At 72.3% G+C, this 20,894-nt stretch carries 18 protein-coding genes and 1 pseudogene; all 19 read left to right on the top strand.

Annotated features, from left to right (window positions below; translation table 11 throughout):
• Positions 1-56: 56 nt before the first annotated feature.
• The 19 genes and pseudogenes from AB0F61_RS17190 to AB0F61_RS17100 all read left to right on the top strand — a co-directional run bounded on the left by AB0F61_RS17190 (position 57) and on the right by AB0F61_RS17100 (position 20,863).
• The gene (locus tag AB0F61_RS17190) at positions 57-2,255 is read left to right on the top strand and encodes a penicillin-binding protein 2 (protein WP_357810229.1); all 2,199 of its coding nucleotides are present in this window, start codon (positions 57-59) and stop codon (positions 2,253-2,255) included.
• A gap of 91 nt (positions 2,256-2,346) precedes the next feature.
• On the top strand, positions 2,347-3,870 hold the full coding sequence (locus tag AB0F61_RS17185; protein ID WP_357810212.1) for a UDP-N-acetylmuramoyl-L-alanyl-D-glutamate--2,6-diaminopimelate ligase: 1,524 nt from the start codon (positions 2,347-2,349) through the stop codon (positions 3,868-3,870).
• Positions 3,867-5,264: a UDP-N-acetylmuramoyl-tripeptide--D-alanyl-D-alanine ligase gene (gene murF, locus AB0F61_RS17180; protein WP_357810210.1), complete on the top strand. Its 1,398-nt coding sequence runs from the start codon at positions 3,867-3,869 to the stop codon at positions 5,262-5,264. Before AB0F61_RS17185 ends, murF begins: the two co-directional genes overlap by 4 nt.
• Positions 5,261-6,385: a phospho-N-acetylmuramoyl-pentapeptide-transferase gene (gene mraY / locus AB0F61_RS17175; RefSeq protein ID WP_357810208.1), complete on the top strand. Its 1,125-nt coding sequence runs from the start codon at positions 5,261-5,263 to the stop codon at positions 6,383-6,385. The genes murF and mraY overlap by 4 nt, the downstream gene beginning before the upstream one ends.
• 433 nt (positions 6,386-6,818) lie before the next feature.
• On the top strand, positions 6,819-8,228 hold the full coding sequence (locus AB0F61_RS17170) for a putative peptidoglycan glycosyltransferase FtsW (protein WP_357810226.1): 1,410 nt from the start codon (positions 6,819-6,821) through the stop codon (positions 8,226-8,228).
• Positions 8,228-9,334, top strand: a complete 1,107-nt coding sequence (gene murG / locus AB0F61_RS17165; protein ID WP_357810205.1) for an undecaprenyldiphospho-muramoylpentapeptide beta-N-acetylglucosaminyltransferase — start codon at positions 8,228-8,230, stop codon at positions 9,332-9,334. Before AB0F61_RS17170 ends, murG begins: the two co-directional genes overlap by 1 nt.
• Positions 9,331-10,749 (top strand): annotated as a pseudogene (gene murC / locus AB0F61_RS17160) (UDP-N-acetylmuramate--L-alanine ligase); the annotation flags it as partial. The gene murG and the pseudogene murC, both read left to right, overlap by 4 nt.
• A gap of 143 nt (positions 10,750-10,892) precedes the next feature.
• On the top strand, positions 10,893-11,711 hold the full coding sequence (locus tag AB0F61_RS17155; protein WP_357810203.1) for an FtsQ-type POTRA domain-containing protein: 819 nt from the start codon (positions 10,893-10,895) through the stop codon (positions 11,709-11,711).
• Positions 11,712-11,956: 245 nt separating this feature from the next.
• Positions 11,957-13,072, top strand: a complete 1,116-nt coding sequence (ftsZ, locus tag AB0F61_RS17150) for a cell division protein FtsZ (protein WP_357069549.1) — start codon at positions 11,957-11,959, stop codon at positions 13,070-13,072.
• Positions 13,073-13,081: 9 nt separating this feature from the next.
• Positions 13,082-13,825, top strand: coding sequence for a YggS family pyridoxal phosphate-dependent enzyme (locus tag AB0F61_RS17145; protein WP_357810201.1), 744 nt, complete (start codon positions 13,082-13,084; stop codon positions 13,823-13,825).
• A gap of 189 nt (positions 13,826-14,014) precedes the next feature.
• Positions 14,015-14,707 carry a cell division protein SepF gene (gene sepF / locus AB0F61_RS17140; protein WP_357810199.1) on the top strand — a complete coding sequence of 231 codons (693 nt, stop codon included), beginning with the start codon at positions 14,015-14,017 and terminating at the stop codon, positions 14,705-14,707.
• A 30-nt stretch (positions 14,708-14,737) separates the two neighbouring features.
• Positions 14,738-15,043, top strand: a complete 306-nt coding sequence (locus AB0F61_RS17135) for a YggT family protein (protein ID WP_030334503.1) — start codon at positions 14,738-14,740, stop codon at positions 15,041-15,043.
• Positions 15,044-15,087: 44 nt separating this feature from the next.
• Complete coding sequence (locus tag AB0F61_RS17130; RefSeq protein WP_357251070.1) at positions 15,088-15,894, top strand: DivIVA domain-containing protein; 807 nt, start codon at positions 15,088-15,090, stop codon at positions 15,892-15,894.
• A gap of 80 nt (positions 15,895-15,974) precedes the next feature.
• A complete protein-coding gene (locus tag AB0F61_RS17125; protein WP_357810195.1) occupies positions 15,975-16,760 on the top strand; it encodes a hypothetical protein in 786 nt (261 codons plus the stop codon).
• 8 nt (positions 16,761-16,768) lie between these two features.
• Positions 16,769-17,074: a DUF167 domain-containing protein gene (locus AB0F61_RS17120; RefSeq protein WP_357810192.1), complete on the top strand. Its 306-nt coding sequence runs from the start codon at positions 16,769-16,771 to the stop codon at positions 17,072-17,074.
• Positions 17,075-17,096: 22 nt separating this feature from the next.
• Complete coding sequence (locus AB0F61_RS17115) at positions 17,097-18,596, top strand: potassium/proton antiporter (RefSeq protein WP_357810189.1); 1,500 nt, start codon at positions 17,097-17,099, stop codon at positions 18,594-18,596.
• Between the two features lie 227 nt (positions 18,597-18,823).
• Positions 18,824-19,243: a TraR/DksA C4-type zinc finger protein gene (locus AB0F61_RS17110; protein ID WP_124770807.1), complete on the top strand. Its 420-nt coding sequence runs from the start codon at positions 18,824-18,826 to the stop codon at positions 19,241-19,243.
• Between the two features lie 64 nt (positions 19,244-19,307).
• Positions 19,308-19,922 carry a signal peptidase II gene (gene lspA / locus AB0F61_RS17105; RefSeq protein WP_357810186.1) on the top strand — a complete coding sequence of 205 codons (615 nt, stop codon included), beginning with the start codon at positions 19,308-19,310 and terminating at the stop codon, positions 19,920-19,922.
• Positions 19,919-20,863, top strand: a complete 945-nt coding sequence (locus AB0F61_RS17100) for an RluA family pseudouridine synthase (protein ID WP_357810184.1) — start codon at positions 19,919-19,921, stop codon at positions 20,861-20,863. The genes lspA and AB0F61_RS17100 overlap by 4 nt, the downstream gene beginning before the upstream one ends.
• The last annotated feature ends 31 nt before the right edge of the window (positions 20,864-20,894 follow it).

Genomic DNA, 20,894 nt, shown 5'->3' with positions numbered 1-20,894 from the left:
CCGAGGTACGCCGTTCCAGGACGGTGTCGGGCGCGGCATTCTGGTCCGCCTCCCGGATGTCCGATTCGGCGAGGATGGCCTCGGCCAGGTCCCGGCGCGGTTCTTCGCGTGATGGCAGGCCCACCGACTCCGAGCCGCGCACCGCCGAGCCCGGCATCGGGGGCATCTCCGGTGCCCGCGCGTACACCCCACGGGGCCGGACCGTCCGCGACGAGCGCGGCACGCCGCCGCGGGGGGTGGGCGGCGAGCAACGGCGTACCCCGCGCAGCACCCGCTCCGGCGACCCGTTCCGGCCGGCGTTGCAGGTGCTCGACGGTGGTCGGGCCGCGGCCCGGGCCGGTCGACGCGACGCCCCGGCCGCCGGACGGGGAGGCGTGGTGCGCACCGTCGCTCCGCGTACCCCCCGTGGGCCGGGCGTCGACGAGCCGCCGCCGCGCCGACGGACCACACCGCGCGCGCCACGCCGCGCCGACCGCCCGGCGGCCCGGCGGCCGTCCCGCAAGCCACGGCGCCCGCCGAAGCTTGCCGACTCGCGGCTGCGGCTGCGGCTGGGCACCGCCCTCGCCCTGACCTTGTTCGTGACGATCGGGATCCGGCTGATCTTCCTCCAGGCGATCGACGCCCCGGCGTACGCCGGCGGCGGCGTCGCCGACCGCACCCGCACCGTCGAACTGCCGGCGCCGCGGGGCGCGATCTACGACCGCACCGGCGCCCCGCTGGCACGCAGCGTCGAGGCACGGTACGTGTTCGCCGATCCCACCGAGGTCGAGGACCAGGCCGGCACCGCCAAGGCGCTCTCACCGCTGCTCGCCATCCCGGCGTCGAAGCTCGCCGAGCTGCTCAAGCCCCGCAAGCTGGAGAACGGCCACCTGTCCCGATTCACCTACCTGGCCCGGGGGGTGGAGATCTCCACCGCCAAGCGGGTGCAGGCGCTGGAACTGCCCGGCATCGGGGTGCACCGCGACGAGCGCCGCGAGGTGCCCGGGGGTGACCTGGCGGCCAACCTGATCGGCTTCACCAGCCAGGACATGGTCGGGCTGGAAGGGCTGGAGGCCCGCTACGACGACGTGCTCGCCGGGCAGGACGGCCAGCGGCGGTACGAGGCCGGCCTCGGTGACCTCGCCGCGGCGATCCCGGGCGGCTACAGCCAGACCACGCCCGCCAAGCCGGGCAGCTCGCTGGGCCTCACCATCGATCGCGATCTTCAGTACCGGACGCAGCAGATTCTCAGCGAGGGCATGGCCCAGCTGCGGGGCGGCACCGGCGCGGCCGTGATCATGGAGATTCCCTCGGGTGCGGTGCTGGCCCAGGCCAGCAACCCCACCTACAGCGCGGCGAAGCCGGCCGACAGCGACCCGGTCGAGCGGGAGGACGCGGCGACAAGCATGATCGTCGACCCCGGTTCGGTGCACAAGGCGATCACCTACGGCGCGGCCCTGCAGGAGGGAGTGATCACCCCGGACACCACGCTGCCCATCGCCAACAGCATCAAGATGGGCGACACCTGGTTCTCCGACACGCATCCGGCCGGCGGCAAGCGGATGAGCATCCCCGGGATGCTCGCCTACTCGTCGAACGTCGGCACCATCACGATCGGCGAGAAGCTCGGCCCGGACCGGTTGATCGACTACCAGAAGCGGTTCGGGCTGGGCAAGCCGACCGGCGAGGGGATGCCGGGGGAGGCCAGCGGGCGACTGCTGCCGGCCGACGAGTGGAGCGAATCGTCGCACGGGTCGGTGCCGATCGGGCACAGCGTCGACGCCACCCCGCTGCAGATGGCCGCCGCGTACGCCGCCATCGCCAACAACGGCACGTACGTGCAGCCGCACCTCATCAAGGAGGTGATCGGCCCGGACGGCAAGCGCACCCCCGCGCCGGCCCCGGTCACCCGGTCGGTGCTCAGTCCGCAGAACGCGGCGGCCCTGCGCACCATGCTCGAGGCGGTCACCACTGTCGACCACGCCACCGGGCTCACCGCCGCGGTCCCCGGCTACCGGGTCGCCGGCAAGACCGGCACCGGCTCGCGGGTGGTCAACGGCAAGATCGAAACCGATAAGGTGTCCTCCTTCATCGGCATGGCCCCCGCCGAGAACCCCCGCTACGTGATCGCGGTCTTCGTGTACGCGCCCGGCGGTGGGGGCGCGGCGATCGCCAATCCGGCGTTCCGCGACATGATGCAGTTCACGCTGCGTCACTATCGCGTGCCGCCGTCCACCGGCGGTTCGGCACCCAAGTTCGTGGTCTATCCGCACTGAGCAGCGATGGCGGGACATCATCGGTGAGTGCCGACGAACCACCGGGGCGGCTGTACGGCCGGAACCGGGCGACCGGGTAGGGTCTGACGCCGTGCCCGGCAATCCACGTCCACGTACCGTGACCGGAGTCCGGCTCGGTGATCTCGCCGTCCGGCTCGCCGTCGACCTCCCGGCCGACGCCGCCACGGTGACCGTCACCGGGGCCACCCACGCCAGCCAGGAGGTTCGCCCCGGCGACCTGTACGCGGCGTTGCCCGGCGCCCGTCGGCACGGCGCGGAGTTCGCCTCCGCCGCCGCCGAGGCCGGCGCGGTGGCCCTGTTGACCGACCCGGCCGGCGTCGAGTTGGCGGCGGCGAGCGGTCTGCCCGCCCTCGTGGTGCCCGACCCCCGCGCGGTCCTCGGCGAGCTGGCCTCGGCGGTCTACGGCGACCCGACCGCCGCGCTCACCGTGATCGGCGTCACCGGCACCGCCGGCAAGACCTCCACCGCGTACCTGGTCGAGTCGGGGTTGCGGGCCGCCGGGCACACCACCGGGTTGATCGGCACCGTGGAGACCCGGCTCGGTGATCTGGTGATCGACAGCGTGCGCACCACCCCCGAGGCGACCGACCTGCACGCCATGCTTGCCACCGCGCGCGAGCGTGGGGTCACCGCCGTGGTCATGGAGGTCTCCAGCCACGCGCTCGCCATGGGCCGGGTGGGCGGTGTCCGGTTCGCCGTCGGGGGATACACCAACTTCGGCTCCGACCACCTGGACTTCCACGCCGACAGCGACGACTACTTCGCCGCGAAGGCGCAGCTCTTCGACGGGCGCTGTGCGGTCGAGGTGCTCAACCACGACGACCCGGCGTTGCAGCCGCTGCACAAGCCGGCGACCGTCACCTACTCGGCGGCCGGTGACCAGGGTGCGACCTGGTGGGCCGACGGCGTGGACGGCGAGGGGTACGCCCAGCGGTTCACCGCGCACGGCCCGAACGGGGTGGTCCTGTCCGCCGGGGTGGCGCTGCCCGGCCGGCACAACGTGGCGAACGCGCTGCTGGCCATCGCCGCGCTCGTGGGCGCCGGGGTGGACCCGGCGACCGCGGCGTCCGGCGTGGCCGCCTGCGGTGGGGTGCCCGGCCGGTTGGAGCTGGTCGACAGCGTCGGCCCGGTGCGCGGGGTGGTCGACTACGCGCACAAGTCGGACGCGATAGTGGCCGCGCTGGCCGCGCTGCGCGAGCTGAGCGTCGGCCGACTGATCTGTGTGATCGGCGCCGGCGGAGATCGGGACCGGGGCAAGCGGCCGGTGATGGGCGCGGCCGCCGCCGAGGGAGCGGACGTGGTGCTGGTGACCGACGACAACCCGCGTACCGAGGACCCGGCGGAGATCCGCGCCGAGGTGCTCGCCGGGGCGTACCGGGCCGGCACCGCCGCCCGGATCATCGAGGTGTCCGGTCGGCGTGCCGCGATCGACGAGGCGGTTCGGCTGGCCGAGCCGGGCGACGTGATCGCGCTGCTCGGCAAGGGGCACGAGCGGGGCCAGGAGGTGGCGGGCGAGGTGTTTCCGTTCGACGACAGCGTCGAGCTGGCCGACGCGCTGCGGGCCCGCTTCGGGGACCTGGCGGGTCGGCGATGATCGCGCTCAGCCTGGCCGAGGTGGCCGCGGCGGTCGACGGGCGGCTGGTGGGCGCCGACCCGGCCGCCACCGTCACCGGTTCGGTGGAGTTCGACTCGCGCAAGGTGGGGCCCGGTTCGCTCTTCGTGGCCTTCCCGGGGGAGAAGGTCGACGGGCACGACTACGCGGCCACGGCGGTCCAGGCCGGGGCGGTGGCGGTGCTCGGCAGCCGTGCGGTGCCCGGGGTGCCGATGGTGCTCGTTGACGACGCCCTGGCCGCGATGGGCCGGTTGGCCCGCGCCGCGGTGGACCGGCTGCCCGAGTTGACGGTGGTCGGCGTGACCGGCTCCTCCGGCAAGACCACCACGAAGGACCTGATCGGTCAGCTCACCGCCCGGCTCGGGGCCACGGTGGCGCCGCCCGGGTCGTTCAACAACGAGCTGGGGCACCCGTACACCGCGCTGCGGGCCGGGCCGGACACCCGCTACCTGGTGATGGAGAAGGGCGCGCGCGGCATCGGGCACGTCCGTTACCTGTGTGAGCTGGTGCCGCCCCGGATCTCCGTGGTGCTCAACGTCGGCACGTCGCACATCGGCGAGTTCGGCTCGCAGGAGGCCATCGCGCAGGCCAAGGGTGAGCTGGTCGAGGCCCTGCCGCCGGACGGGCTGGCCGTGCTGAACGCCGACGACCCGCGGGTGGACGCCATGGCGAGCCGGACCCGGGCCCGGGTGGTCCGCTACGGCGAGGCGTCGGACGCGGACGTGCGCGCCGAGGACGTCACGCTCGACGAGCGGGGGCACCCGTCGTACACCCTGGTCACCCCGGAGGGGCGCGTGCCGGTGCGGCTCGGGCTGACCGGGCGGCACCAGGTCGGCAACACTCTCGCCGCGGCGGCGGTGGCCCGGGAGCTGGGCATGCCGCTGGCGGAGCTGGCGACGGCCCTCGGCGAGTTGGGGCTGGTGTCGACCCGCCGGATGGACGTCTTCGACCGCCCCGACGGGGTGACTGTCATCGACGACTCGTACAACGCCAACCCGGCCTCGATGACGGTGGCGGTGCGGGCGCTCGCCAGCATCGGCCAGGGTCGGCGTACCGTCGCGGTGCTTGGTTACATGGCCGAGCTGGGTCCGTTCGAGTACGACGGCCACGCCGAGGTCGGCCGACTCGCGGCCGAGCTGGGTGTCGACCGGCTGCTCGTGGTGGGCGAGCCGGCCGCGCCGATCCACGAAGGCGCGACAGCGGTAGCGAACTGGGGAGGAGAGTCGGTGCTGCTCACCGATCAGGCGGCGGCCGTCGAGGTGCTGCGGAGCGAGCTACGACCGGGCGATGTCGTCCTGGTCAAGGGCTCCCGGTACCGGACCTGGGAGGTGGCCGACGCCCTGCGCGCCGACGCCGGTGAGGAGTCGACCCGATGAGGGCGGTCATCGTCGCCATCGGGGTGGCGTTCATCGTGTCGCTGTTCTGCACCCCCATCGCGATCAAGGTGTTCACCCGGCTCAAGGCCGGTCAGCCGATCCGGACCGACGGCCCGGCCATGCACCAGGGCAAGAAGGGCACGCCCACCATGGGTGGCGTGGTCTTCATCCTGGCCACGGTGATCGCGTACGTGGCCGGGCACCTGGCCCTGACCACCCTGCCGGACCAGCAGATCGCCCAGGTGGAGCCGACCATCACCGCGCTGGTGCTGCTGGGGCTGATGGTCTTCTCCGGCGCTGTGGGTTTCCTCGACGACTTCCTCAAGGTGCGCAAGCGCAACAGCGCCGGTCTGAACAAGCGCGGCAAGTTGCTCGGGCAGATCCTGGTCGGTGCGGTCTTCGGGGTGATCGCGCTGTGGTTCCCGAGCACCATGACGAACGGTTCGGGCCTGGCGACGAACACCGAGACGGTGGGTAGCACCACGCTGAGCTTCATCCGGGACATCGACGCCCTGGAGGTCAGCAAGGTCGGCGCGGTGATCATCTTCATCTTCGTGGTGATGGCCGCGACGAACGGCGTGAACCTCACCGACGGCCTGGACGGTCTCGCCACCGGCGCGTCGGTGATGGTGCTGGCCTCGTACGCGCTCATCGCGTTCTGGCAGTACCGCCACTGGTGCGCCGACCCGAACTACACCCAGCCGTACTGCTACGAGGTCCGCGACCCGTTGGAGATCGCGCTCATCGCCGGGGCGGCGGCCGGGGCCTGTGTGGGCTTCCTCTGGTGGAACACGTCCCCGGCGCGGATCTTCATGGGCGACACCGGGGCGTTGGGGCTTGGCGGTCTGATCGCCGGCATGGCGATGTCGACCCGCACCATCCTGCTGCTGCCGATCATCGGTGGGCTCTTCGTGATCATCACGATGTCCGTGGTGATCCAGATCATCTCCTTCAAGACCACCGGTAAACGGGTGTTCCGGATGTCACCGCTACAGCACCACTTCGAGTTGGCCGGCTGGAGTGAGGTCAACATCGTGGTGCGCTTCTGGATCATCGCCGGCATCGGGGTGGCCATCGCCCTGGGCCTGTTCTACAGCGAGTTCCTCGCCAACATGACCTGATCGTCACCCCGTTCCGGCAGGTCACCGTCCTGGTCGTGACAGTGCGCCGGCGTGGTGGCGAGGGTGTTCGGTTGCCCTTTGCTCTGCTCCCACGGAGGCGACACCCCCGGTCCGGATACCGGACGAGGGGTGTCGCGCGGGTGGGAGCAGAGCAAAGGCGGCGATGCGCGGGCGCCGTCCCCTGGTCCGACACGCCCGGTGCGTCGTTGTGGGCCGCTCGGGCGCGCCAAGCGGTGATGATGTCGGGGTGGGGGAGGATTCAGGCACCGACGACAGGACAGCCGGTCGGCCGCGACGGTCACCGGGCCCGGCGCGTACCGCGGAGGCCGTCGCGCCGCCGGACGACACCCGTGGCCCGGAACCGGACGCGGCACCGCGCGCGACGGAACCGGCGTCGCCCGTGCCGCTGCGCGGGCTGGACGCGGCCGGCGGGATCGCCGCGCTGCGCGGCCTGCTGGACCGGCCGCTGGCCTCCTACTATCTGCTGCTGTCAAGCGCCGGCCTGCTGCTGCTGATCGGCCTCACCATGGTCTTCTCGGCGACCAGCGTGAAGGACTACGCCGAGGACGGCAACGCCTCGGCGTCGGTGACCAAACAGGCGATCTTCGCGGTGATCGGCATCGGGGTCTTCTGGGCCTGTCAGCGCCTGCCCGCCAGCACGTACCGGTCGCTGGGCCGGCCGCTGCTGTTCAGCGCGATCGGGCTGCTGCTGGTGCTCAACCTGCTGCTCGCGTACGCGCGCCTGACCCAACAGGATTCCGCCCGGATCGGCCCGATCGAGGCGCGGCTGCTCTGGCTGTTCATCGGCGGGGTCCAGGTCCAGCCCTCCGAGCTCGCCAAGTTCGCGCTGGTGCTCTGGGGCGCGCACGTGATCGCCCGCAAGGGGGCGGCGCTGGGCTGGTGGCGGGAGCTGGCCACCCCGCTCTTCCCGGTGATGGGTCTGCTCTTCGTGCTGGTCGGCTACAACGACACGGGCACGATGCTCTGCCTGCTGGCCCTGGTGGTCGGTCTGCTCTGGGCCGCCGGCGTACGGATGCGGGTCTTCGGCACCCTGACGGTGGTCGGTCTGCTCGGCGTCGGCCTGCTCATCGCGGTGGCCTCGCTGGGTGCCGGCTCCGGTGAGCGCGGCGCGGACAACTACCGCCTGGCGCGACTGACGCTCTTTCTCAACCCGCCGCCGCCGGACGAGTGCGGAGACCCGTGTTACCAGGTCTACCAGGGCCGACTGGCCATCGAGCACGGCGGCTGGTTCGGCGTCGGGCTGGGCAAGGGCAGCCTGAAGTGGGACTGGCTGCCCGAGGCGCACAACGACTTCATCTTCGCGATCATCGCCGAGGAGCTGGGCGTGATCGGGTGTGTCGTCATCCTCAGCCTGTTCGCGGTCCTCGCGTACACCGGGTTGCGCATCGCCCGGCGGGTCGACGACCCGTTCCGTCGGCTCGCCGCCGCCGCCGTGACCACCTGGCTGGTCAGCCAGGCTGTGATCAACATCGGTGGGGTGGTCGGGCTGCTGCCGATCACCGGCCTGCCGCTGCCGTTCATCTCCGACGGCGGAAGTGCCCTGGTCGTGACGTTGGCCGCGATCGGCATGCTGGCGTCCTTCGCCCGCGCCGAACCCGATGCGGCCAGAGCACTGCATGCCCGTCCGCCGGCCCGGTGGGTCCGACTACTCTGGGCCCCGTTGCCGCCGCTACCCGGCCGGCGCCGCCGACCGGCGACGCCGCCGGCTGGCCGAGGGTCCGTGCCCCGGTCCCGCGAGCGGCGCCACGACGACCAGGCCGCGCCGCGCGGGGTCCGCCAGGACCACAACCGTGGGGGTACGGCGAGCGAGAGGAGACGCTGATGGGTCCGCTGCGTTCGGTGGTGCTCGCGGGAGGTGGCACCGGGGGGCACGTCTACCCGCTGCTCGCCTTCGCCGACTGCCTGCGCCGACACGACCCGGGCGTCCGGATCACCTGCCTCGGCACACCGCGCGGGATGGAGAACGACCTGATTCCGCCGCACGGCTACGAGCTGCGGCAGATCCCGGCGTACCAACTGCCCCGGTCGGTGAACATGAACCTGGTCCGTACCCCGGGCCGGATGTGGACCGCGGCCCGCGCCGCGGGCAAGGTGATCGACGAGGTCAAGGCCGACGTGGTCGTCGGCTTCGGCGGGTACGTCTCGGTGCCGGCCTACCTCGCCGCCTGGCGCAGGGAGCTGCCCATGGTGATCCACGAGGTGAACGTGCCACCGGGCGTGGCCAACCGGCTGGGCATGAAGTTCACCAAGAACATCGCCGTCGGCTTCCCCCACCAGCCGAGCCAGGCCGAGTCGCTGCGCGACGCCACGATCGTCGGGGTGCCGCTGCGCCGCACCATCGCCGGACTGGACCGGTACGCGCTGCGCAACGCCGCCCGCGCCCACTTCGGGCTCCGCCCCGACCTGCCGGTGCTCTTCGTCTCCGGTGGCTCGTCGGGCGCCCGCTCGATCAACCTGGCGGTCTCCGGGGCGGCCAAGGAGCTGGCCCGCAACGGCGTGCAGGTGCTGCACGTGATGGGCGCGCGCAACGAGCCGGTGCCGATCCCCACCGACCTGCCGGTGCCGTACGTGACGTTGCCCTACCTGTCCGAGATGGAGCTGGGCTACGCCGCCGCCGACCTGATGCTGGCCCGGGGTGGCGCGATGACCGTCGCCGAGGTGGCCGCGATCGGGCTGCCCACGATCTACGTGCCGTACCCGCACAGCAACCAGGAGCAGCGGCGCAACGCGCTGCCCGTGGTGGAGGCCGGCGGTGGGCTGCTCGTCGACGACGCCGAGATCACCCCCGACTGGTTGGAGCGCACCGTCATCCCCCTCATCCGCGACCCGCAGCGGTTGTCAGCGATGGGCGCCGCCGCGGCGGCGTACGGGCGGCGCGACGGTGACGAGGCGCTGCGCTCCTTCGTCATCGCGGCGGTGGCCCGGTGACCGCGCAGTTCACCCCGGCCGGCACGCTCACCGCGGAGGACCTGGGTGCCGTCCACCTGATCGGGGTGGGCGGGGTGGGCATGCTCGGCGTGGCCCGGCTGCTGCTCACCCGCGGCATCCGGGTCTCCGGCAGCGACCTGCGGGAGTGGCCCTCGCTGGAGGGGCTGCGGGCGCTCGGCGGCACCATCCACCTCAGCCACGAGGCGAGCAACCTCGACGGCGTGGACACCGTCGTCTACTCGTCGGCCATTCCGCAGGACCACCTGGAGTTGGTCGAGGCGCGGCGGCGCGGCCTGCGGGTGCTGCACCGCTCGGAGGCCCTGGCCGCGGCGATGACCGGCCGTCGTGCGGTGGCGGTCGCCGGCACGCACGGCAAGACCACCACCACCTCGATGGTGACGATGGTGCTCCAGCAGGCCGGTGTGGACCCGTCCTTCGTGATCGGCGGGGAGATCTCCGAGGTCGGCTCGGGCGCCCACCACGGCACCGGCGAGCACTTCGTGGTCGAGGCGGACGAGAGTGACCGCTCGTTCCTCATCTACCGCCCGTACGTCTCGATCATCACCAACGTCGAGGCCGACCACCTGAACACCTACGGCGACTACGCGACGCTCGAGGCGGCGTTCGTGGAGTTCGCCCGCCTCACCGACCCGGACGGGTTCATCATCACCTGCGCCGACGACCCGGGCGGTCGGCGGCTGGCCGAGAGCCTTCGCACCGAGGGGCGGCGGGTGTTCACCTACGGCGAGGCCGCCGACGCCGACCTGCGGTTGACCGAGATCGTCTCCTCCGCGCGTGGGGTGCGCTACCTGGCCGCGATCGACGGCCGGTCGCTCGGCGAGTTCCGCCTGCCGGTGCCGGGGCGGCACATGGGTCTGAACAGCGCCGCCGCGGTGCTGGCCGCGTACCTGCTGGATCTGCCGCTGGAGGCGGCGGAGGCCGCGTTGGCGGTCTTCCCCGGCGTGCGACGGCGCTTCGAGCGCAAGGGTGTCGCGGACGGCGTGCTTGTCTACGACGAGTACGCCTACCACCCGACCTCGATGACCCTCGCCATGCAGACGTTGCGCGAGGTGGCCGGCGACGGACGGCTGATCGTCGTCTTCCAGCCGTACCGGCTGTACCGCACCCGCGACAACCAGGCGGAGATCGCCGAGGCGCTGGCCATCGCCGACGAGGTGGTGCTGCTGGAGGTCTTCGGGCCCGGCGAGCTGCGCCAACCCGGCGAGGGCTCGGCGGCGCTGATCGCGGCGGTGGATCTGCCCGCCGACCGCAAGGTCTTCGTCGACTCGTGGGAGGCGGCGCCGGTCGAGGTGGCCCGCCGGGCCCGTTCGGGGGACGTGGTGGTCACCATGGGCGCCCCGCCGATCTCGCTGATGGGTGACGAGTTGCTGGCGGCCCTTGGTGAGCGGACGGCCGGCCCGGCGCCGACCGCGACAGTCGACCCGGCGGCCACGGCACCGGTGATCGCTGATTCGGTGCGGGGTGGGCCCACGGCTGGCGGCGACGGAGCGGCTCTCGGTGGCACCGCCGCGCCCGGCGGCGCGGCGCCCCTGGCCGGATGAGTCCCGGTCCGGCCCGGGGGCGGACCAGCGCCGCCGACGGTGGTGCCCCGCGCCGTGGTCCGGCGCGGCGGTGGCAGTTGGTCCGGGCGGGCCGTGACGCGGTACCGCCCTCGACCCGCCGGTTCATGGCTCGTGCCCGGCAGCGTCGGATGCGTGCGGCGCTGCCGTGGGCGGTGGCGGGCGGGGTGCTCGCGGTGGCCGGGCTGGTCGCCTGGACGGTGCTCGGCACCGGGCTGTTCGGGGTCCGGGAGGTGCGGGTGGAGGGTGCCGGGCTGGTCACCCCGGTGCAGGTGCACGACGCGGTGGGCGTGCCGGACGGGGTGCCGCTGGCCCGGGTGGACCTGGCCGCCGCCGCCCGCCGGGTCGGTGCGCTGCCGGCGGTGGAGCGGGCCACGGTTTCCCGGGACTGGCCCGGCGCGCTCGTGGTGCGGGTGACCGAGCGGACTCCGGTGGCGGTGGTGCCGCAGGGGGCGGCGTTCGCCGTGATCGACCGGAGCGGGGTGGCGTTCCGGACGGTGGACCGGCGTCCCGCCGATCTGCCACAGGTGACGGTGGGTCGTCCGGCCGCCGACGACCCGGGCACCCGGGCCGCGCTTGAGGTCCTTTCCGCGCTGACCCCGCAGCTCCGCGCGGAGTTGGTGGACCTCCAGGTGGAGGGGTTGGCCCGGATCAGCCTGCGGTTGCGGGGAGGCCGGACGGTGGTCTGGGGCGACGCGACCCGGGGTACGGACAAGGCCCGGGTGGCTACCGCACTGCTCGATGAGGACGCCGACCGGATCGACGTGAGCGCGCCGGATGTGGTGACCTTTCGCTGATCGGGGAGCGCCCACGGAGGTGACCAGTCGCGCTCGGCTCGGCGACACGCCGGTCGGGTCCTTGGCTCATCGCGCGGTGGCGCTTACGTTGCCCGGAAGAGGAACAGTGGTTGACATAACTGTAAGCCTCTAGTAGAGGGTGAGGGTTCACCTCTGAGCCTCGCTGGTGACAGCTGTCGTCGGCCGCTGGTCTGGCCACGCCGTACCCGGTCGGCCGAAGCCAATCTCGAAGGAAAGGACCGGAGATGACACCTCCGCACAACTACCTGGCGGTCATCAAGGTCGTCGGCATCGGGGGCGGCGGGGTCAACGCCGTCAACCGGATGATCGAGGTTGGGCTCAAGGGCGTCGAGTTCATCGCGATCAACACCGATGCCCAGGCGCTGCTGATGAGTGACGCCGACGTCAAGCTCGACGTGGGCCGGGAACTGACCCGCGGCCTGGGCGCCGGCGCCAACCCCGACGTCGGCAAGAACGCCGCCGAGGACCACCGCGACGAGATCGAGGAGGTGCTCAAGGGCGCCGACATGGTCTTCGTGACCTGCGGTGAGGGCGGCGGCACCGGCACCGGTGGCGCGCCAGTGGTGGCCAACATCGCCCGCAAGCTCGGCGCGCTGACCATCGGCGTGGTGACCCGGCCGTTCTCCTTCGAGGGCAAGCGCCGCCAGGTGCAGGCCGAGACGGGGATAGACGAGCTGCGCAACCAGTGCGACACGCTGATCGTGATCCCGAACGACCGGCTGCTGGCCCTGGGTGACCGCAACATCAGCATGATGGACGCGTTCCGCACGGCGGACCAGGTGCTGCTCTCCGGTGTGCAGGGCATCACCGACCTGATCACCACCCCGGGTCTGATCAACCTGGACTTCGCCGACGTCAAGAGCGTGATGAGCGGCGCCGGCAGCGCGTTGATGGGCATCGGCAGCGCCCGCGGGGAGAACCGCGCGGTCGAGGCGGCCGAGGCGGCCATCTCCAGCCCGCTGCTGGAGCAGAGCATGGACGGCGCGCGGGGCGTGCTGCTCTCCATCGCCGGCGGCTCCGACCTGGGTCTGTTCGAGATCAACGACGCGGCCCAGTTGGTCACTGACGCGGCCCACCCGGACGCCAACATCATCTTCGGCGCGGTCATCGACGACGCGCTCGGCGACGAGGTGCGGGTGACGGTCATCGCGGCGGGCTTCGACGGCGGGACGCCCGCGTACAAGGCGGCCGAGCCGACCCGCAAGACCAACACCAACCAGCCGGCGCCGCAGAGCACCCCGGTGCCGGCACCGGTGAGCAACCCGGCACCGGCCCAGTCGCCGCGTCGCGTGCTCTTCGACGACGTGGACGTCCCCGACTTCCTCAAGAACGGGTCCTGAGCACCGCCGATGACCGACAGCTCAGCCACCGTACGACCGGACCGGCACGCCGAACTGGCGGCCGGCCTGGCCCAGATCCGGTCCCGTATCGCCGACGCCTGCGCGCAGGTCGGTCGGGACCGCGCGGAGGTCACGATGATCGCCGTGACGAAGACCTACCCGGCCAGCGACGTGGTGGCCCTGGCCGGGCTCGGGGTGACCGACATGGGGGAGAACCGCGACCAGGAGGCGGCCGGCAAGGCCGCCGAGGTGGCCGCGGCCGGGGTACGCCCCCGCTGGCACTTCATCGGTCAACTGCAACGCAACAAGGTCCGCTCGGTGGTCCGCTACGCCGACGCGGTGCACTCCGTGGACAGCGTCCGGCTGGCCCGGGCGTTGGCGGCCGCGACCGTCGACCGGGAGGTGCCGCTGGACGCCATGGTCCAGGTGAGCATCGACGGCGACGCGGCCCGGGGCGGCGCGCTGCCCGGTTCGGCCGATCCGGGCGCCGGGCTGGAACCGGTGGCCGAGGCGATCGCCGACGCGCCGGGGTTGCGTCTGGTCGGTCTGATGGCGGTGGCTCCGCTCGGTTGGGAGCCGGACCGGGCCTTCGCCCGACTCGCGGAGGTTGCCGGTGTGTTTCGGACGGTCCATCCGGGAGCCACCGGACTGTCCGCGGGGATGAGTGGAGATTTCGAAATCGCGATCCGATACGGCGCGACACATCTCCGCGTCGGTAGCGCGTTGCTCGGAATGCGTCCCACGCTGCGGTAGCCTGACCGCGAGACAAGCAAATTACATCAGTGTTGTTTCAGGGGCGGCGTCTCCTGGTCGGGGTCGTGCGCGCGACGCGAATCGCGCGCTGGGGGGATTGCGGTTCCGGTCCGATGGGCATGGTTGTCCACTCGCGACGGGCGACATGGCACGGGGGCGCGTGCCGCACGGCGGACGGAAGGGCGCGGGATGGGTGCACTGCGCAAGGCGGGGGTCTGGCTCGGTCTGGTCGAAGAAGACGACGAGCGGGCCTACGACGACGGTGGCTACGACAAGGGTGGCTACCGGGACTCGCGGTACCGGCAGAGCCGGTACGCCGAGGAGTTCGCCGACGAGGACGAGGACGACACCGAGGAGCCGCCGGCTCCCCGGCCGCGCGCCACTGAGCGGGGTCGACTCTCCGAGCGGTCGGGCGGACGGTTGAGCGAGTCCGAGCGTGGTGACGGCGAGCGGGCGGAACGGGTCGAGCGGTCCAGCGTACGGTCGATCACCCGGTCGTCGGCGGGCGAGACGTCCGGTGCGCTGACCTACCACACCCGGGACAACCTGGCCCTCGCGCCGCAGGTCACGTCGCGGGAGCGGGCACTGCCCGAGGAGGAGCAGCGTTACCAGATCACCACGCTGCACCCGACCACCTACCGGGAGGCGCGCACCATCGGCGAGCACTTCCGCGACGGCGTACCGGTGATCATCAATCTCACCGAAATGGATGAGGCGGATGCCCGCCGTCTGGTTGACTTCGCGGCCGGGCTGGCGTTCGGCCTGCGCGGTACGATCGAGCGCGTGACCAATCGGGTGTTCCTGCTCTCACCGGCTAACGTCCAGGTCACCGCTGAGGACAAGGCCAAGATCGCTGAGGGCGGCTTTTTCAGTTTGAGTTGACCCCGCCCGACCCGAGGGACGTCGCTGACCGTGTTGTCGATCTTACTGCAAGTGCTGTACCTGATCCTTTATGTCTTCCTGCTTCTTCTTCTGTCCCGGTTCGTGTTGAGCGCCGTCCTGCAGTACGGCCGGCGCTGGCAACCGGGACGTGGCGCATCGGCAGGATTGGAATCCGTGTGGAGCGTCACTGATCCCCCTCTCAACGCGTTGAGGCGTGTGATCCCTCCGCTGCGAATTGGTACCGTGAGCATCGACCTGGCCTCCCTTGTGCTCCTGGTTATCCTGTTCGTGCTGATGGAGTTCGTGTTAGGGCCGTCGATCAGGGCATCTGCCTGATGACCGACGCGCTTTCGCGGCCGCAACTGACCCGAGGAGTTTCGATGCCGCTGACCCCGGCCGACGTCCACAACGTCGCCTTCAAAAAGCCGCCGATCGGCAAGCGGGGGTATGACGAGGAGGAGGTCGACGCCTTCCTTGACGAGGTCGAGCGCGAGCTTGCCCGTCTCATCGAGGAAAACAACGAGCTGCGCGCCCAGGTGGAGCGCGGCGGCCGTGGCGGCGCCCCCGCCGGCCCCGGCGGCGACGCCCGACTGGCGGCGGAGCTCAACGACGTCAAGGCCCAACTGGACCGGGTGCAGCGCGACAAGTCGGCGGCCGAGCAGGCTGCCCGCGCGATGCAGGCGGAGCTGGAGCAGGTCCGGGCGACCGGCGGCCCGGCCGGCGGCGTCACCGGTGACGGTGAGCAGCAGGCCCTGCGCGTGCTGATGATGGCCCAGCGCACCGCCGACGACCACGTGTCCGACGCGCGCCGCGAGGCCGACCAGTTGCTGTCCGAGGCCCGCGGTAAGGCCGAGGAGGTGACCCGCGAGGCTCGCGCGAAGGCCGACGCCCTGGAGCGGGACGCCCGCCAGCGGCACCAGGAGGCCATGGGCGGCCTGGACGCCAAGCGCACGGCCCTGCAGAAGCACATCGAGGAGCTCAAGCAGTTCGAGCGTGAGTACCGCACCCGGCTCAAGGCGTACCTGGAGAGCCAGCTGCGTGACCTCGACGGTCGCGGGCAGGGCCTGGAGGCCGAGATGACCCGCTCCGAGGCAGGCCGGGTCGCCGGCGGCAACGGGCTGGCCGCCGCGGGCCTCGCCGGTTCGTACGGCAGCGGGCGTTCCGGCGCCCTCGAAGCCGGACGCTGAGCGCCGGCCGGCGATCGCTCCCCGCACATGGTGACGGTCGCCGGCCTTGTCTGGACGGTACGAAGCGGCGGGGGTGAGCCGTGATAGTCGCAAGTCTCCTGCTCATCCTCGTCGCGGTGGTGCTCCTGGTGCTCGGCCTGGCCGGGGGCTCCAGCTTCATGTTGATCATCTCTATCGCGGCCAGTCTGCTGGCCGCCGTGGCGTTGGTGGTGGGTGCTCGCCAGGCAGCCGCCAACCGCGCGATGGCGGATCCCGGCCGGACCGGCCGGCGGCAACCCGACGCACCCCGCACGGCCAGCCAGGCCACACCGGGTGTCGCGTACGGGCCGCCGCTGGTCGAGCCGGAGGTGCCGGTCCAGCACGTGCCCACGACGTTTGGTACCGGCGGCACCGGGTGGCGGCAACCACCCGTGCCGCCGGTCGACCACGCGGCACCCGCTGACGCGCTGCTCGACGACGCACCCCCGTTCGACGCGCGCGTCGACGACGCCACCCCGTTCGACAACGACGCCACCCCGTTCGACGAGGGGCCGCCGTTCGTGACGCCGGTCGACCACGCGTCCCCTGCGGTCGGCCCGGTCAGCCCGGCCACGTCGACCGACGACGATCTGAGCCACGGCGCCCCGGCCGCCGACGAGCCGGCCGAGCAACTGGTCACCCCCGCCGAGGCCGCCCGGGTGGCGCTACTTACCGACGCCGTCGAGGTGGTGGACGGCCATCCCCGCTACCACCTCGCGAGCTGCCCGCATCTCGTCGGCCGGGTGCCCGAGACGCTGCCGGTCGCCGAGGCCGCCGAGCTCGGCTTCACCCCGTGCGCGCGCTGTGCGCCAGCTACCGCCCTGCTCGCCGACGCCCGGCCGATCTGAGCGGCCCGGTGCCCGCGCCTGACACGCTCACCGTGGCGGTACGCGTGAAGCCCGGCGCATCGTCCGCCCGGGTGGGCGGCCGCTTCGACGGCCCGCACGGGCCCGCCCTGGTGATCGCGGTGCACGAACCGGCAGTCGACGGTCGGGCGACCGAGGCGGCCCGCCGGGCCTTGGCCGCTGCCCTGGGTGTCCGGCGGGCCGAGGTCGCGCTGCGCGCCGGAGCGGCCAGTCGGGACAAGCTCTTCCTCGTCGATCGGCCCAGCCCCGAGTTGTCCGAGGTGCTGCGCCAACTGCGCGACGGATCCGCCGAGTGAGGATCGCCCAGGCCAGGCAGCCGTGACGCCCGGGTTTGATCTCGCGCTGCTGCTGGGAGCGGCCGTGCTGCTGGTCGCCGTCGGCGCGGTGCGACTCTCCACCCGGCTGGGTGTGCCAAGCCTCCTGGTCTACCTGGCGCTGGGCGTGGCGATCGGCGAGAGTGGCCTGGGTATCCGCTTCGACGACGTCGAGTTGACCCGTACCCTCGGCTTCTGCGCGCTGATCGTGATCATCGCGGAGGGCGGCCTGACCGCCCGGTGGTCCACGCTGCGACCGGTGCTCGGGCTGGCGTCCGCGCTGTCCACGGTGGGCGTGGTCGTGAGCATCGTGGTGGTCGGCGTGGCCGTACACCTGTTGCTGGGGCTGGACTGGCGGTTGGCGCTGCTCTACGGCGCGGTGCTCTCGTCCACCGACGCGGCGGCCGTCTTCGCCACGCTGCGCCGGCTGCGGTTGCCGCCCCGCCTGGTGGCGACGCTGGAGGCCGAGTCGGGCATGAACGACGCCCCGGTGGTGCTGCTCGTGGTGCTGCTGTCGCACCAGGGCTGGTCGCACCCGTGGTGGTACGAGGTCGGGCTGGTCTGCTACGAGCTGGGCGTCGGTGCGGCGGTGGGCGTGGGCGCGGGTGTCGCCGGCACCTGGGCGCTGCGCCGGGCCGCGCTGCCCTCGGCCGGGCTCTACCCGATCGCCGCGGTGGGCATCACCGTGCTGGCGTACGCCGCGGGGGCGGTGCTGCACGCCTCGGGGTTCCTCGCCGTCTACGTGGCCGGGGTGCTGCTGGGCAACGCGCGGCTGTCCCACCGGCAGGCGATCCTCGGCTTCGCGGACGGGCTGGCGTGGCTCGCCCAGATCGGGTTGTTCGTGCTGCTCGGGTTGCTGGCCTCGCCGGGCCGGCTGGACGCGGCGGTGCTGCCGGCGGTGGTCGCCGGGCTGGCCCTGGTGCTGCTGGCCCGCCCGCTGTCGGTGGCCGTCTCGGCGCTGCCGTTCCGGGTCGGCCTCCGGGAACAGGCGTTCCTGTCCTGGGCCGGGCTGCGCGGGGCGGTGCCGATCGTGCTGGCGACCATTCCGCTCTCCGAGCGGGTGCCGGGGGCGGAGCGCCTCTTCGACGTGGTCTTCGTGCTCGTGGTGATCTTCACGCTGGTGCAGACCAGCACGCTGGGGCCGTTCGCCCGCCGGTTGCGGGTGACCGCGCCGGCGGAGGCCACCGAGATCCATCTGGAGACCGCGCCGCTGGAGCGGATGCGGGCGGACCTGCTTCAACTGGAGGTGCCGCCGGGCTCGCGGTTGGCGGGCGTGCACGTGGACGAGTTGCGGCTGCCGTTGGGCGCGTCGGTGACCCTGGTGCTGCGCGACGGGGTGGGTTTCGTGCCGACTCCGGGCACCCGGCTGAAGACCGGCGACAGTCTGCTGATCGTGGCGACGGCCGGGGTGCGCGACGCCGCCGAACGGCGGCTGAGGGCGGTCAGTCGGCGGGGTCGGCTGGCCCGATGGTTTGGCGAGTACGGCGATGAGGCGGTCGGTTGACCTGCTAGCGTTCCCTTTGCCCCAGTTAGGCAGGGCTAGGGGTAGTTGAGCGGTGCGACGGTGCGGCACGTTGTCGGACGCCTGTACGTTCCGTATTCTTGCCAACCTCCGGAGTGCGCGGCCATCGTCGCCGTGCGCCCCTTTTCGTACATCTAGGGGACGTTGTGGTTGACGCCCCCTGACCAGGTGCCGCGGACAACGCGGCTCCCCGGCCGAGGGAGCGACCCATGGCGAAGCCAGCCGACACCAGGACCGCCGGGCGTAAGCCGGTGGCCAAGGCCACCCGCAGCACCGCGGAGACCGAGAAGATCCGGGCGGCGCTGGCGGCGCGGCGGGACGAGCTGCGCGCCGAGTACGATCAGACGCTGAGTGAGATCACCGAGCTGCAGCGCGATCGGCTGACCGACTCGGCCGGGGACGACCAGGCCGACACGGGCACCAAGACGCTCGAGCGGGAGCAGGAGATCTCTCTCGCCAACAGCATTCTGGAACGGATCACACAGGTCGAGCGCGCTCTGGAGCGTCTCGACGAGGGTGGTTACGGCTGGTGCGAGCGGTGCGGCAACCCGATCCCGGTCGAGCGCCTCGCCGCCTTCCCGTCGGCCACCCAGTGTGTGACGTGCAAGCAGCTGGAGGAGCGGCGCTGAGGTCCGCTCCCCGGCGGCGATGAGACGGTGAGCGATCACCGCCGAGACTGTCGATGGGGAGCGCATGACCGCAGCACCGTCCGCCGAACCCGGCCGCACCGACCCGGGCGGCGGCACACGCCGGTCCCGGGCCGTCGCGATTCTCGCCGGAGTCGCCCTGGTGGCCCTGCTGGCCGACCTGGTCACCAAGCACCTCGCGCTTGCCGCGTTGACCGACCGGGAGCCGGTCCGGCTGCTCGGTGGGGCCGTCTACCTGAGTCTGACCCGCAACAGCGGTGCCGCCTGGAGCATCGGCGCGGACCACACCTGGATCTTCCCGCTGATCACCATCGGTGTGGTCGGCTGGATCGTCTGGATGGCCCTGCGACTGCGTTCGCTGCCGTGGGCGATCTGCCTCGGCCTGGTGCTGGGCGGCGCGCTGGGCAACCTCGTCGATCGGATCTTCCGGGCCCCCGCGCCCTTCCACGGGCACGTGGTCGACATGATCAGCCTGTTCGACCCGTACGGCCAGGTCTGGCCGGTGTTCAACCTGGCCGACAGTTCACTTGTCTGCGGTGTCCTGCTGGCCATGCTGCTGGAGTTGACCGGCCGGCAGCGGGACGGCCGGCGGGCCGGGCGCGACGGCGCCCCGGTCGAGACGGACGCCGCCCAGGGCGCGGACCAGAAGGAGCGGGCATGACCTCCGCGTTCGCCGCAGGCGGCGACCACCGTTCCCTCCCGGTCCCGGACGGCCTCGACGGCATGCGACTTGACCAGGCGGTGTCCCGGCTGTTCGGGCTCTCCCGCACCGCCGCCGCCGCGCTTGTCGACGCCGGGGACGCGCTTGTCGACGGCGCCTCCCGAGCCAACTCGCACAAGGTCAAGGCCGGCTCCTGGCTGGAGGTCACGCTGCCCGCCCCGGTCGCGCCGCCGACCGTGGTGCCGCAGGCGGTGCCCGGCCTGCGGGTGGTCTACGCCGACGACGACATCGTGGTGGTCGACAAGCCGGTGGGGGTGGCCGCACACCCGAGCCCCGGGTGGACCGGCCCGACGGTGATCGGCGCCCTCGCCGCGATCGGGCACCGCATCTCCACGAGTGGCGCCGCCGAGCGGCAGGGCGTGGTGCACCGGCTCGACGTGGGCACCACCGGGATCATGGTGGTGGCCAAGAGCGAACAGGCGTACACGGCGTTGAAGCGGGCCTTCAAGTACCGCGAGGTGGACAAGGGCTACCACGCGGTGGTGCAGGGTCACCTGGACCCGCTGCGCGGCACTGTCGACGCGCCGATCGACAGGCACCCCACCCACGACTACCGCTGGGCGGTGGTCTCCGGCGGTAAGCCGAGCATCACCCACTACGACACCCTGGAGGCGTTCCCGGCGGCCAGCCTGGTCGACGTCCGACTGGAGACCGGCCGGACCCACCAGATCCGGGTGCACTTCTCCACCATGCGGCACCCGTGCGTGGGTGACCTGACATACGGTGCCGACCCCACCCTCTCGGCCCGTCTCGGCCTGGCCCGACAGTGGCTGCACGCCCGCGAACTGAGCTTCCTGCACCCCCGAACGGGGGACGAGGTCCGGTTCGTCAGCGACTACCCTGACGACCTGGACCGCGCGCTCCAGATCCTGCGTGACTGAGCGGCGACCGCCCGACACCGATCCGACGAGG

Source organism: Micromonospora sp. NPDC023888, assembly GCF_040639415.1.
Classification (GTDB): domain Bacteria; phylum Actinomycetota; class Actinomycetes; order Mycobacteriales; family Micromonosporaceae; genus Micromonospora.
The sequence above is the reverse complement of the archived record's forward strand: the minus strand, read 5'-3'. Positions and strand labels throughout refer to the sequence as shown.